Annotated in this window: 7 protein-coding genes; all 7 read right to left on the minus strand. The window is 47.7% G+C overall.

Annotated elements, in window-relative coordinates; all coding sequences use genetic code 11:
- Nucleotides 1-45: 45 nt before the first annotated feature.
- The 7 genes from RDO88_RS10660 to RDO88_RS10690 all read right to left on the minus strand — a co-directional run bounded on the left by RDO88_RS10660 (nucleotide 46) and on the right by RDO88_RS10690 (nucleotide 15,232).
- Entirely contained in the window at nucleotides 46-1,308 is a 1,263-nt protein-coding gene (locus tag RDO88_RS10660) for a DUF2264 domain-containing protein (RefSeq protein WP_307759355.1), read from the minus strand.
- Nucleotides 1,309-1,450: 142 nt separating this feature from the next.
- On the minus strand, nucleotides 1,451-2,725 hold the full coding sequence (locus RDO88_RS10665; protein ID WP_374043939.1) for a glycoside hydrolase family 88 protein: 1,275 nt from the start codon (nucleotides 2,723-2,725) through the stop codon (nucleotides 1,451-1,453).
- 122 nt (nucleotides 2,726-2,847) lie between these two features.
- Complete coding sequence (locus RDO88_RS10670) at nucleotides 2,848-5,685, minus strand: M60 family metallopeptidase (RefSeq protein WP_307759356.1); 2,838 nt, start codon at nucleotides 5,683-5,685, stop codon at nucleotides 2,848-2,850.
- A gap of 237 nt (nucleotides 5,686-5,922) precedes the next feature.
- The gene (locus RDO88_RS10675) at nucleotides 5,923-8,031 is read right to left on the minus strand and encodes a hypothetical protein (protein WP_307759357.1); all 2,109 of its coding nucleotides are present in this window, start codon (nucleotides 8,029-8,031) and stop codon (nucleotides 5,923-5,925) included.
- A gap of 94 nt (nucleotides 8,032-8,125) precedes the next feature.
- A complete protein-coding gene (locus tag RDO88_RS10680; protein WP_307759358.1) occupies nucleotides 8,126-10,042 on the minus strand; it encodes a M60 family metallopeptidase in 1,917 nt (638 codons plus the stop codon).
- Between the two features lie 97 nt (nucleotides 10,043-10,139).
- Nucleotides 10,140-12,044, minus strand: coding sequence for a RagB/SusD family nutrient uptake outer membrane protein (locus tag RDO88_RS10685; RefSeq protein ID WP_307759359.1), 1,905 nt, complete (start codon nucleotides 12,042-12,044; stop codon nucleotides 10,140-10,142).
- Between the two features lie 8 nt (nucleotides 12,045-12,052).
- On the minus strand, nucleotides 12,053-15,232 hold the full coding sequence (locus tag RDO88_RS10690) for a SusC/RagA family TonB-linked outer membrane protein (protein WP_307759360.1): 3,180 nt from the start codon (nucleotides 15,230-15,232) through the stop codon (nucleotides 12,053-12,055).
- Between the last annotated feature and the right edge of the window lie 367 nt (nucleotides 15,233-15,599).

Raw genomic sequence — 15,599 nt, forward strand, 5'->3', positions numbered from 1 at the left:
ATTGACACCTATTGTACAATACCCTATAGAAGAATACTGCCTTCGTTAATACTCCACTTTATAATCCTTGCGTATCTTCTCACCCTTCCAAGCCTTCTTGGTAGTCCAGTCGGCCGGCTCGTCGGTCCAGAATGGATTGTCGGCAGGAAGCCCCAGAGGCAGGAAGCTCAATGTGGCCATATAGAGACTGCCGGTTGATGTATATCCATCGGCCACTTCGGGCTGATGGCCGTTGAAGCCCAACACAAGCCAACCGTCCTTGTCAAAGTTCTGATTGCCTTCGTACATATTGCGATGTACCGCAGTCAGGGCACAACGTACCTGAGCCGGCTTGATAAAGCTGGGCAGTTTTCCGCGCAACGCCACGTCGGCCAATGACTGGAAAGCAGCCGTGCGGTAAGTCACCGAACGTCCGAAAGCCGGATACGTGCCGTCCGGACCGATGATACGTTCACAGAACTCGGCATGACGCACCATGCGGCTCAAAGCCTGTTCGTATTCCTTCTGGCTGGCCCAGCGGAAAGGAACCAGTGTCTCCATCATAGCCACCATCATGGGGTTCAGCACATACGAATTGTAGTAGTCCATGCTGAACTTGCTTCCGTCGCTGTACCAACCGTCGCCCACGTACCATTCCTGTATCTTGTTCTTCGATACACGCAGACGGAACTGGTCAGCTCTTTCGCCCTGCTGCATCAGGAAGGCTTCGGTCAAGCCGGTAAAAAGTAACCAGTTGTTATAGGCACCCGTACGGTCGCGCAATGCCTTGAACGAATCGATATAGCGTTGTTTGGTCACCTTGTCCAGCGGTTCCCACAAAGCTTTGGGAGCACGCAAGAAAGCATGTACCAGGTAGGCAGCATCCACAATGGGCTGAGCCTGTTTCGTAAAGTTCAGCTTGTCAGGCGAATTGGGGTCAACCGCATTCTTCAATCCCTTCAAAACCTCCTCGCGCATCTGCTTGCGCAGCTTGCCTTCCTCCGTATCATCATCGGGCAAAGCCAGCCAGGGAGCCACACCGGCCAATGTACGCCCCACAGCTTCCAGATGAGTTATTTCGTCATAGCCAGCCGGATTTCCATTTACGGTCTCTATCGGCATATTCTGGTGCAAGGTTCCTTCTGCTAAATTATGGATAACAGGATAGGATATCTTCCACAACCACTTCACCCATTGTTCACGATCCTGTGCACCGGTAGTCTGTTCGGTTTCTGACTTTTTGTTTTTCTTTTCACGCGCTTGCAACGAACATGCAGGTATCAAACACACTGCTGCAAGTACTATCATCCAATAATTCAACTTTTTCATTTTGATTTCAATTGTCAATTAATATTTTTCAGTTCACAAATATACAGTAAAAGAATCACCACAGGCCACACAATTCCCAATAAAATAAATAAAGGTAGTGTAACCTGTGGTGAAATTTAGAGATTCAGATTTAAAATCAGATTCAGAACAGTGGTTTGCCGTCCAGTAGTTTGTCATAGCGGTGCAGAGCCTCCAAGAAATAATAGTCGGCATAAGTCAGCGGAACATCTATTTCGGAGTTCTGAGGAATGGCTCCCGTGCTGTGCATCAGAATGAAGTCGGCATTCTTGCCCAGCTCGGCCCGATATTTCTTGCTGCCCAACGAATGGAGAATTGCCTTGGCGCCTTCCAGATACTTGGCACTCTCACTGCCCTTGACATATGTACTCAGTTCCAACAATGCCGAAGCGGTACAAGCGGCAGCTGAGGCGTCACGATAGTTCGTCACTACGTTGTTGGCATTGGAACGGATGCCCGGCACATACCCCGGCTGGTTGGCATTGAAGTCCCACCAAGCCACCTTGTCCGACGGCAGATTGGGATGATCCAGATAGAAATCGGCCATACGTTGCGCCGTCTTCAGGAAACGTTTGTCCTTCGTTTCACGGTAACAGAGTGTAAAGCCATAGATACCCCACGCCTGCCCGCGGCTCCAGGCAGAATTGTCACTGTAGCCCTGCGAAGTCTCTCCCTTGATAGGTTTGCCCGTTTCCTTGTCGTAATAAACGATGTGGAAACAACTGTAGTCATCGCGTACCTGATTCTTCATCGTGTTCTCGGCATGGCTGACGGCCACCTTGCGGAACGTGTCGTCGCCCGTCACGCGGGAAGCATAGAAAAGTAACTCCAGATTCATCATATTGTCGATGATGACGGGAAAGTCGTATACCTTGTCACCGTGCCAGGAACGGAAGCCGTTCCACGACTGGATAACACCGGCCTTCGGGCGAAAACGCGTGCAAAGCGAACGGGCCGATTCCAACAAAATGTCTTTGTATTCCGGCTTCGGTTCGAAACGGTTGGCGTTACCATAACTGCAATACATCATGAAACCGATGTCGTGGTTGTCCGTAAAGGTTTTGATCGGTTCCATCTTTTGAGTATAAACCAATGCGGAATCCTGCAACGCCCGATCGCCGATATACTCGGAGATGTACCACAGAGAACCGGGAAAGAACCCCGACGTCCACAGGTAAATACTGCCCTTGGAGACGGTACCATCCTTCCTCATACTATGGGGCATCACTCCCTTTCCATCCTTACCCTGCGCAGGCGTTTTCAACATCAGCCGGTATTGCTCGGCTGCAAAGTTCATGTTCTCTTTAATAAAAGCCTTCTCCGAGTCCTGCGCATGGGCCACCGGAGCCAAAAGGCAGGACAGGCAAAATGCCGTAATCAACTGTTTTTTCACATTCATGTTTCGTTTATTTTGATTTTGTATATTGATTTTTCTGTTGCAAATCTATAGGCATCTTGCCTGTCCGGTAGGATAAATCATCCCTTTATGGGGGAGAAATAGTCAACGATAGCGTTTTTAACTCAAAAACCTACCTTATTCCTCTTGCCATCCACAGCTACCGCTTCTACCGTATATCCGCTCTGCCAATCTGTTGGCAGGGTGAATTCACGGGTGGCTCCGTCTGCAGCCACACCTCTGGCCACATAGACCAACTTGCCGGCAGCATCCTTTACCTCAAAGGCTGCTACATGCTTCCAGCCGTTCAGGGTCACCACGTTGCCGTTGCGTGCAGCGGTGCCCGTCACCATGGCCGACTTGTTCTTATAGCTGTCCACCAGCGGATCGGTGATATACTCCAACGCCACATCGGGTTTGCTGAAGCCCAAAGCCTCCACACGCGATTTCAGGTTGTCGATGTCGGCCTGCGTGATGGTCATCTGTTCTGTTCCATAATCACTGATTTCCGCATCAATCGGTGTCAGGAATCCCCACTTGCTGAAGAAGTCAAGCAGATTAGCCTGTCCGTTCAGGCAGCAGTTGTAGACAAACTCCAACTGCTGGGCTCCCGCCGTAGGCTGGTCGGGTTGTGTACGGACGTATTCATACACGTCGGAATAGAAGCCACCGTGGTCGGGTTGTTGCATGGGCGTGCGTCCCAGTACCTTGCCAAAGTAGAGTTCCAGCTGCCAGAAAGGCACCACCTTACAGAAAGGAGTCTCACCACCGGCCGCATCGGCACCCGTGGCATGCGGAGCACCAGGAACAACGATATAGTTCCAGGCCGAAGTATAGTTGTCCTTCACATCCAGACGCGAAGGTTCGCCGCATACGGTGGTCTGGATATACTGGGAGAGGATGTTGTTGGTCACTTCCGTCGTACCAATCCACTTCAAGCCCGGACGGGTCTGGTTGCTGTGTCCCACTTCATGGGCAGGCCCCCAGCAGTTGGCGTTCAATCCAGATTCGTTGGTCAATGCATCCAGCGTCGATTCGTTGTATGAAGTGCGGTAGCTGGTAGAGTACATATATGAGGTATACATCACGTTGAAGTACATGCGGTTCTTGAACATCTTGCCATACTTCTCCAGCCCCTGGAATTCCTGCTCACGATACACCAGCTGGTCGTACCAGTCAATCAGTGCCTTACCGTCCTTGGTGTTGTTTTGGAACTTTGCCGTGGGGAAGGTCAGATGGGCATACTTGCCCAGCACGTCGAAATATTTGTCTACCGAAGCGCCGAGCAATTCGTTCCAACGACCTTCGTGCGCAGGATTCTGGCTATCGAAATAACCGTTCACCTTGCCCGAAGCGAAGTGCAGCGTAATGGCTGGGGCTGTTTCATAGTCGGCCGTATGATACATCACGTAGACCAGACCTTTCTCCTTCATCCGGAGTGTATTGATGCCGTCTTTCAACGTATATTCCTCGCCTCCAAAGCCGTCGGCTCCCGGCGTATCCAAGTTCTGCACACGGATATTGACGGACTCGCGTCCCTTCAGGTCGGCCATTACTACCAGATTTTCGTCGGCCGCCACCGAAATGCCCGTCGGGTTGTCCAGCAGGCTGTAGGTACTGGTCTTGTTTTCCTTGGCCTGTACGTCGGGATGGGGATAGGCCTTGAAGTCGGCGATGCGGAATTCACGGGGGTACTTGCCGTTGTACATGTACCAGGCCAGTTTCTTGTAGAACGAATGCGGGCAGGCCAGAATCTCGGCTTCGGTAAGCCCAGCCTTCAGTTCCGTGCAGGACGGATTGGCGAAGAGGGTGGTATAATCGAAGCTGGAAGGATCTTTCTTGTAGAATTCCATTTCAGTACAGCGGGCCTCGCCGGCATCATAGGTATCGGTGATGGTAATCTTCACCTTGGTCACTCCGGCCTGCGATTCCTGAAAGTCAATGCGTGTCGCTCCGGAAGCCTTGGCCAATTCACCGGCAAAGACAGTACGGTAGTCTGCGCTCCGGGTTACGTTGACATCGGAATAGACTTGAACTTCGATGTTCTTGAAATGGCTTTTATAGCTGGGATAATAAAGAATGTAATCCATCTCCTGCGGTTCGTCGAAAGTGAATTCGATGTAGCAGGGGAATTTGGGTGCCGTCCAGTTGCTTTGCCAGAAGGTTTCAGAGTCGCCATCTATCATGTTGCCGTATACATTGTTCGGACGTTCGCCACCGTCACCCGTCACGCTGCTGGCTGCCAGTTTGATGTCATTCCCTACTTCGGGAGCTTCAGGCTCGTAACTTCCCAGCCCTTTCTGGCTGACAGTGAACGAAGTTCCTTCAATACCCGAGTCTGGGGTCACATCGCTTACTTTTACCGTTGCACTGCGTGCCTCCCCCTTGTTGGGATTGACAGCAAAGCGGTGGTTCGTGGTCACCGTCTCGTGTGCACGGGTTGTGACGGAAGGCACTTCTGCCACCCAGTCGCAGCCGTTGAAGTCGAAGGTGTATTCCGTATTGGCCGTCACCGCGAGGTCGAACTCACCGCCGGCTTCCTCGACGTTCACCGTCGAGACGGAAACGAGAATAGCCTTTCCCCATCCCAACTGGGCTACGGGGATGGTATCGGTCTGCGACACGGCCTGGATGTAGAGTTCGCCGCGGCGCACGTCCTTGTCCGGGTTTTCGGCGATACTCAGGGTCAGGTCGCCCATCTCGTCTTTCGTGGCAGTACACCAGGTATCCAACCCGCCGCCGAAACCCACGACGTAGTCTTCATTGCATTTCACCGTCATCTGATACTCAGTGGCCGGGGAGTCGAAGTTCAGAGACGTTTCTTCAATCTGAAGAAAAGGACCGTTGGGAATACCTTCCCACTCGTTTTCATCCCAGCAGGACTGCACGAGCAAACTGCTGCCGAAAAGAGCCGCTGCTGCAAACAGCGAAACGGCTCCGCGTTTCATGAGGTTGTTTTTCATAAATTTTTGTTTTTAAGTTAATTAAAAAGCGATCGGTTATTAACATACCGACATACTATCGTATTATCAATCCACGATCATATTTTCACGGATAAAAAAGTATGATACAAAAAGACACCAGGCTTTTTTCAAAACGGTGCTCACCTTCACAAAAATCCTGTAACTGTAATCCTTTTACTATTCCATTCAATCCAGTCTTACTTTATATTATTATAAACAAAATATTATAACAGGCAATTACTTAATCACCCGAAATCTTAAGAACAAGAAATCTGCAGCATCCGGTATTGAGAAACGAACATTTCCCTCAGCATCGACGACCTTTTCTTCACGCCTACCGGTTCTCAGATTCTCTATTTTCAAAGATTTACCCGCCAAAAATTTCATCTGTATCACTTTCTCTGATTCCGCATTATACAATTCTCTAAACAATAAGAAAAAGCCTTCCGACATATCTTCATCAATCATCTGAAAACCGGACCAACTCCCATTCGACGGTGTTTCCCCAACCGGGAAGGTATAACATTGGAACATTTTTTCCCTATATTCCCTATAAATCGAAATTAATTTTTTCAATTCATATCTACCTTCCTCATCCAAGTATTGAGCACTTTGAAAAAATACAGGAATAAAGGGTAAACCCATAGCGAAACAATAATCATGTCGATGCAGTGGAGCATCACTGTACCGATTATCGACTCTCTTTGGGTTCTGTAACAACACTTGTAACTTATTACTATTAAAATACTTACACATCAGCCAATGTTGTCTCAATACATGATAAGGCACCATAATCAAATGTTCAGGCAAAGCTTCCTGAATATTTTGAAAATAGATGCTACCATATTCTTTTGCATAATACCAACCATATCGGGGATCTGCATATTCCGGACAAAATGAGAATTGTGTCTCCATCCATGCTGATTTCATAATCTGTCGTATATTTTTAAATCGATTTTCAAACGAAGTCCTGTCTTTCAGACGGTCAAAATCGACTTTCCACGTCACGACTTGCGCCTCTCTTAAGTTCTTCAACAGATCGTCCTGCTTAGCCCGCTGTATAGCGACCCATAATCCGAGTTTCAAACCATTTCTTCTACAAGCTTCCGTTATATTCTTCCACTTGTCTGGATAACTTGGCAGAAAAACCTCCTTTTCTCCCCCCCAAGGGTTAATTTGCCACCCATCATCAATCCGAAGTACATCGATTCCTAATTCTGCCAATAAAGGTATTTCTTTCAACAGATAGTCTTCTTTGGCAAACTGGGCTCCTCCAGGATTAGCCGGTCCCCATGTATCATTGATAATCATGATGTCCCGTTTCGGGAAAACAGGATAACGAATGCGATCAAAACTTTTCAAGGCTAACTGCATGCCATCATTACCACCAGAAAACACAATAGTCCAAGTAGCCCAACACTCACGAAAACGGTCTTCCACAATCTCACTGGGAGTCAATCCCCAACCTGTAACCGACAATCCTTGAGGCCCTGCATAAAAACTACCTGTATAATGCCCCTGTTGATTCACACACTTATGCGACTCTTTCACTGTAATTACACCTTCCCATCCATCTTTTCCATATTCAGTACTTACTCCACTGGCCCAGTGAATATCTTCATTCTGAAACAAAGGATAACCTTCCACTATTTCTTCCCGCAACATATCCTTACTTTGGTCATGACGCGTTCCTGGATCATTGTAATATCCCCAATATCTACGTCGGTTCTGAATACTATAATCTAATGGCAGGTATTCAGTGCGAGCACTTGGTACAACCATTGTATTTCCAAAATAATTCCGAGTCGTTTCACCTTGAGGAAGTCCTTTCGCACAAAATCCCTTCAAAGCTCTAACTCTCAGCTGGGTTCGAACTCCAGACGCATTGGGGAATACCCACACAATATGTTGTAATTCCAACCGTGCCGAGTCATATCGGAAACAGGTAACAACTTCCAGATAATCATTTATAAAACCATCATCATCTGCTCTTCGAATTTCCTGAGAAACGAATTCCGCTTTCGTTGTTCGATTTATAGCACCAGGTAAATCCCAATCCGCCCCCACCATCGAGTCTGGCCTACACCATTCTTTACCTAAAGACAAATCTTTTAAGGAAACAGTTCGAAGTCCCTGATAATCCAACACCCATCTACGTTCCACACGACCTGTCGAAACAATCAATGTATCTCCAACCGTTCTTACCGAAGCACTTTTTAAAGTTCTGGTCATTTGAGGTAACAAATGTGAAGACAAACATCCACTAACCTCACAAGTAACCAATAATAGATACACAATAAAGATATATTTAGTCATATTTTTATATCTTACTCTATATTTACCCATTCCAATGTTCTTTTATTTTATAGCCGCAGTTGACAAGAGAAGGAGTCGGCAAGCGATATTCGTCCTAACCTTTCCTAGTAAATTTGTCTACTGGTCATTTCTTTTTGTAACACTTCACACGCCGCCCGTCGTAACCCACAGCCATGATGTAGGCCGAGCCTTCGGGCCAGAGCACTTCGGTATAGGTCTGTGTCTTGCCGGGCTCCGTACATCCCAGGCCTAGCATACTGATGCGGAGCAGGCGGCCACGCTTGTCATAAGTCTCATAGCCGACGACGTTTTTCCACGCCGCGTTCTCGACGCATACCAGCGTGCCGTGTTCGCAGCATCCGGTGCCCACCTTGTTCTTCACCAGCCGGGCCCGGTCGCGGAATACCTGCCAGTTGTAGCAGTTGATGTAGTTGAGCATCCCGTCGGCCTCCGGATAGCCCTTGGCGGCGATATACTCCTTCAGTTCGTCAATCATCTGCTGACTTATCTTCAGCCAATAGTCGCCATAGTCGCGGAAGTAGTGGTTGTAGGGTTTCAGCATACCCGCCTTCTCGAAGAACGGCAGGAAGTTGATGCGGGTGGAGTCGCAGAAACTGCGCATGAACTTGATCTGCAGCTGCCCGTCGGTCAGTTTCTCTTCATCGGGGAAGGTACGGATGCCTTCCATCACCTTGCCATACGCATCGGGCGACTTGCCCGCCTCTTCCGTATAGAGCAACAACTGCCACAGGGGAACGACACGGACAAAGTGGTCGTAGTTCTTCCAAGGCACAGTCACTTCTCCCAGCTTGCGGCCGTCGTAGTCCTCGTCCTGTACGGTATAGTCCTTCAGAGCCGAGCCGAAATAGTCGGGGCCTTCCTGCGTCATCCAGTTCTTGCCCTGCCGTACGCCTTCCTCCAGATAGCACTGGAAACGGCCTCCGTTCAGATTCTTGTATTCGCCGATACCCTTGAGGCGTTTCTCCAGATTGGGCAGGTTGTCGAACTTGAAGTTTACCCAAGCCGAATAGATGTTGTTGGTAACCTCGCCCGTACCACCCCACTTCATACCGGGACGCACCTGATTGACGTGTCCCAGTTCATGGGCAAAACCCCAGTAGCCGAACTTGTCGGGATTGGCCCAACTGCCGAAACCGTCGTGCCAGATGGCTGCACCGATGCCGTCGGCATAAATACCTCCCTTGACAGGACGGGCAAACTGATGGTTCTTGGGTTCACGGCCGAACAGCTGGAGTCCCATCACCCGATGTTCCAAAGCCACTACATCATCGTAAATCCGGGCCAGCCGTACACCGTCGTCCGGACAGTTGGCCTTCAGGGCCTCAACGGGTGCCGCCACATGGATGCGCGGCGTAACGATGTCCACAATATCACTTTGGGCGGCAGCCAGCAATGTCTTCCAGTCCGCGTTGTCATCACCGCGCCCCAGGTCAAAATAGCCGTTTTCCGTAGCCAGGACAAAATGAATCCGTACCTTGGGTGCCGAACGATAATTGTCCGTATAGTAGGACACGTAACCGTTGCCACGGTTCCGGGTCTCAATCACATTCAGGCCGTTGGTCAGCCGGTAAGAACTTTGGGGATATCCTTCCCCTTCATATTGCGGCTTGCCGAAGCTCTTGATGACCAGCTCCACCGGGTCTTCACCGATGCCTTCCACCAGCAGCACTACCTTCTCACCCTGTTTGAAATAGATACCGGTAGGATTTTCGTACGGATCGTACCCGCTGGTTTTCAATTCTTTTGCCAGACTCCGGAGAGTACGGTAAGCCTCGAACGTTCCGACCCGATAACGTGTGGAATACTTGCCCGAAAGAGTTGCCTCCACCAGACGGCGCACCAGGCCCTCTTCCAGGCCGCTCAGCGTCTGCGTATTGACTTCAGGACGCAGACGGGTGCAAAGGGGGTCTGCAAAATAGGTATCCAACTGCGTCCGGAGGTCAACAGGCTCCTGAGCCACAACGTCTACAGGCAACAACGTCAATAAAAACAAGGGGAGCAGATAAAGAAGTCTTTTCATGATAATCAGATAATAAAAAGTAGATAGTATAGAACTACAGAAAGAAGAAGAGGCTGAAATTCAGACTTCAGCCTCTCTTGCATTCTGTCTAAGGGTATCAATAATACGGGTTCTGAACCAACTGCGGAGCCTTGTTGATTTCGCTCTGCGGAATCGGCATCAGATACTGTCCTTTGTGGAAGCTACGCTGCAGGGGCAGGTCCATCGGAGTAAATTCTTCTACCGTTGTAGCATTGGTATTCAAACCACGGTCTGGCATACCGACGAACTCCTCAGCCACTTTCCAACGGCGGTAGTCGAAGAAGAGATGTCCTTCGAAGTACAGCTCGTTGATGCGTTCCTGACGTACAATCTGACGCATACCTTCCTGCGTATTCTGATAACCGGGATTAGTAGAATAATTGTCCCAAGCATCATCTACCGAAGGAATACCGGCACGGTCACGTATTTTATCAAGGTAAACTTTAGCCTCATCCAGTTTGTTCAGTTCTACCAACGCCTCGGCATAGTTCAAGTAAACCTCAGCCAGACGGAACTGTGCCATCGGACATTCAATCAGAGCACCCTGATATGAAGGGAATGCCCACTTCTTATTACCAAAACCGGAAATGGAATATTCGGCATCCGTACGGTTACCACGGCCATGAGGATCATTCTTCAACACTTGTACTTTAATGGCGCGCTTGGCCGGATCACCGTTACCCGGATCTTTATCCTCGTAGCGTCCAAACTCAAAGAAACCATTATGATAAGTAACCCAAGCATAGAAACGTGGTTCACGCTCCGTACAGAGACGCATTACCTTACCTGCCGATACACCACCGTCGTAATTGTTACCATCGTTATTAATAGGAGCATCTATATATTCGTAACGTCCGTCATAGTTGAATGTCTTGTCCATCTCCATCGGCAATCCATTCTTGGTATAGAAACGCTCTACCGACTGTAAAGTAGGACAAATAACCATACTCATCATATTTTTATAGCTACCAGAATTGATACGGGGAGCCGTACGACGCTGGATGCCATAATACTCATCCTTACGGGTATCACACCATATAATTTCCGGGTTGTTGTTGAAGTCCAGAATGTTGTAACGCAAACGACGCTGGGCCGCATTGGGCAGACCGGGTTTGTCATCCGACGGAGTACCCGCCTCAGCATCCCCATACAGATGGAAACCTGCTTTTTCCAGTTCCTGAATGGCGTAGAGGGAAGCATCAGCTGCTTTTTGCCACTTGTCCTGACTATATTCCTGGGCAATCAGCGGACGACCGTCTACCGGACTCTTGAAATCGGCATACATCTCCGAATTTCCGTTGAATAACGGAGAGGCGGCATACAGATACATACGCGACTTCAGTGCCAATGCCTGTAAGCGGGTCACGCGTCCATAGTCGTCACCACTCCACGTATTAGGAAGATTGGGAATAGCTTCATCCAACTTATCATTGATAAACTGCACCACTTCATCGTAACTGCTACGCTCGGGGAATTCCGAAATAGGTGTATTCTGATCGATGACCCCACGAATAATCATGGTCGGTCCGTAGGAACGGAGCGACAGGAAGTGAAAGTAACCAATCAAAAAATCGGCCTCGGCACGATAGGTTGTAAGAGTTTCCTGACTGATATCTGTCGAAAAGACATTATCTAACGATTCTTTAAACTTATAACACTGACGAATACCGTTCCAAATAGTAGCCCATGTGGTAGAAGTATTACCAATACTGGAAGGACTATAAAGACCATACTTGAATTCAGTCCACAATTCTTTTGTTACCGCAGTCATCTCCTCCGGATGCCAATATGAGCCACCGAATGCACGCATCGCAGGCATATAGCCATAACATGAATAAAGATAACCCTTCACCGCACTGGGTGTTTTCCAAGTATCTGACTCTTCCGCCCGTTCATCGGGTACAATGTCCAGATAGCCACACGATGTAAATTGCCCGGCCAAAGCCATGACCATCATCAATTTCAATATATTTTTCTTCATAGTTCTGCTTATTTGTTGTTAAAGGTTACTTGAACACCAAAATTAATCACACGCTGGGTGGGGTACTTCAGACCACTACCGCTACCCATTTCCGGATCCCAATAGTCGAAAGGCGAGAAGGTCAGCAAGTTACTGCCACTCACGTAGAAACGCCAGCCTTTATACGTATAACCGATTTCCGCATTCTTCAACTTCAAGAAAGCACCGTTGCGCAACCAGAATGTAGATGAAGCTGTATTGTTCGGGTTGTCAATCTGCGTCAGACGCGGATAGGCTGCATTGGGATTCGGATTGTCAGGGCTCCAATGGTCATCGGCAATCCACTGGAACAGACCGTTGATAGTCTGCGAACCGAACGGATGGAAGCCGGACATCAGAATGCTTGTCTTAGCTGCCCCCTGGAAGAAGCAGGAAAAATCCCAATTTTTCCACTTGATGGACGGACCGAAACCGTAGACGATTTCAGGATCCTTCGGATTGCCTACATACATGCGGTCATTGCTGTCTATAACATCATCATATTCACCTTTATAGTTAGGCAAATTCTTATACCAGATGTCACCCGGCTGAGGAGTAAAACCTAAAGTCTGCGACGGATTATTCTTAATGGTTTCTTCGTCCGGGAAGAGTCCATTGGCTATGTAAAGCAAATATTGTCCATCAGAATGCCCGATAGTAGACAAGTTGGGATACTCACGGAAAGGAGGTTCATCACGCTCCAGAATGGTATTGTGAGCGTATGTGAAGGTACCCTTGAACGAAATGGTCAGGTCTTTGTTCACCTGCTTGTTATAGTCAATGGCAAAATCCACACCTTCGTTCTTCATTTTACCCAAGTTACCATAAACTGCCGCTCCTGCCATACCCAAGAATTCGGGGATTGTACCCGAACGGGAAAGGAAAATATCGCGACGGGTTTCCTTGAAGACATCGAACGTCAAGTTAAAAGCATTGAACAACTGCAAGTCCATACCTACATTCCACTTTTCACCGACTTCCCAACCCAATTGGGCATTATAATAACGTTTCCATTTCGGGCCACTCAATGTTATATTCTGCTTGATGCCAGTTGTATAACTGGGTCCACCAGACAATGATATATCTTCCAAATACGCAAAACGACCTGCACTTGAACTGGTATCGTCGTTACCCACCAATCCCCATGAACCACGAATTTTCAGGTTGGATACCACCGGACGGATCGGTTCCCAAAAATCTTCTTCCGAGATGCTGTAGCCTAATGCAAACGATGGGAAGAAACCATAACGATTATCAGGAGCAAAGTTCTCGGAACCGTTGTAACCGAAGTTCACCTCAGCCAGGTAACGGTTGTCAAATGCATAAGAAATACGGCCGGCAATACCCTGCTTACGTTTGGGCAAGGAAGAAAAGAGGTCGCTGGGAATATTGGTATCATACTGCTGGCGGTTAAAGAGGAACATCACGTTCAGAGCATGTACATCATTGAACGTATGATTGTAGTCCAACATAGCCTGAAGATACATATTACGTTCGCCACCATGTCCTCCAGTCGTACTGATAGCCGTATTCTGCTCATTACCGATTCTTCTTAATGTATAATCCATCGTTTCAGGATCATACGAATCTACTTCATAACCATTGTAAGCACTGGTACGGGTTACGGTCGTAATATTCTTGTTTTTGTAAGAGAACAAACCATTGAACTTCAACCCTGGCAGCAACATGCCCAAATCCTGTTCAATCTTAAAATTAGCTGTTACAATGCTTTGCATATTGGTTTTATAACCACGTACATATTCTGCTATCGGATTTCTAAAGCCCATCGAATACGGACCACCAGACTTGGCACCCCACATAATATCTTCAGTCACTACACCACCTGTACCGGCCGGATACATAATCGGAAAATCAACCGGATTGGAAATCAAACTGAAAGCAAAAATATCATCCACATCCATAGCCGGACCTTTCCAGTCGCGTACCGAAAGGTTCAAGCCCAACGATAATTTAGTTGTAGAAGTGGCATACACATTCAGGTTGTTGATGAAGTCGTAGTTCGTAACCCTCACATTGTTGTTATAGGAAAAATAATCCTGACTCATGGAGTTCAAGTTACCGTCACTGTGTTTAATACCGGCACTCATAAAGTAGTCCATCTTCTTGCTACCACCACGAATATTGAAGTTGGCACGCTGTGAAAACGCGTTCCGCTTGAACATCTCGTCATACCAATCCACATCCGGATATAAATAAGGATTTAAATGTTGGGCAGTACCGTTGATTTTATCATCACTATATGGAATATTGGAAGAATTTGGGCGACTCAAAGATTCATTATACATCTTCATATAAGTCACACCATCAGCCGTTTCCGGTACATTAGTCAGCTGGGTCAATGCTCCCTCCAAACGGAAGTTGATAACCGGTTTATCCAAATTCTTACCATTTTTAGTAGTCACAATCATTACACCGTTGGCACCACGAGTACCATACAAGGCGGTCGCCGTAGCATCTTTCAAAATGGAGAATCCTTCAATAGCTTCCGGATCAAGGGCATTCAATTCCTGTGCACTGATTTCCACACCATCCAGCACAATCAAAGCGCCGGTTGCACCACTAAACGTAGACTTACCACGAATCCAGAAGTCAGCTCCATCGGCACCCGGTTCACCACTACGTTGTACGGCAATCACACCCGCCAGACGACCGGCAAACGATGAACTCAAACTGGAAGAAGGCACCTGCAGTTCTTCAGCGCGTACCTGGCTAACCGATCCCACCATACTGGCTTTTTTCTGACCAACACCGAATGCGGTAACCACCACTTCCTCGAGCATTTCGGATGATTCCCCCAATTCTATCAGGTACATCTTCAAAGCACCGACCTTCACTTCTTTCGTTTCATAACCAATGTAGGAAACCTGAAGAACATCTCCCTCTTTACAGGAAAGCTTGAACTGACCATCAACGTTGGTCGTCACACCAGTTTGAGTTCCTTTCACCATCACAGTCACACCAATCAGGGGTTCGCCCGTCTTGGCATCCGTCACTGTACCTGTAATCTCATGTCCTTTTTGCTGTGCAGCATAAGTTGTTGCAGCCAAATTCCTTCCCATTGCAGCAACCGGATCGGAAGCATAAGTCGGAACAACCGACAAACATAAAGCTCCGCCTACCAACAGACCGGAAAGACAGCCTTGCAACATACGTTTTTGTTTCCGTTGATACATAAGCATTAAATTTTAAGTTATTACTATATAATAAGAATTAAAAAACACTCTTTCAACCGTTTTACGATTTTTCTATCACAAAGATGGAAAATCATTCTTATACAAAGGGGACAAGGAGTATTTTTCAAGGTACACAATCTTACGTTCTATCACTTTTAACATTCAAGACAGAGGGTACACAATCGTCCAAAAGGGGATAAAACGTCTATACTACAAATGTTAAACATCTGATTTACAACCATATTAGAAGAACACATCATTACAGGTACGCTCCATAGGATTTAAGAAAACACATGCGACCACCTGCAACGTTAAAAGAATGAATGTACATCTTTCCGTACCT

It is taken from the genome of uncultured Mediterranea sp. (assembly GCF_902493215.1).
In the GTDB taxonomy this organism is placed as follows: Bacteria; Bacteroidota; Bacteroidia; order Bacteroidales; family Bacteroidaceae; genus Bacteroides.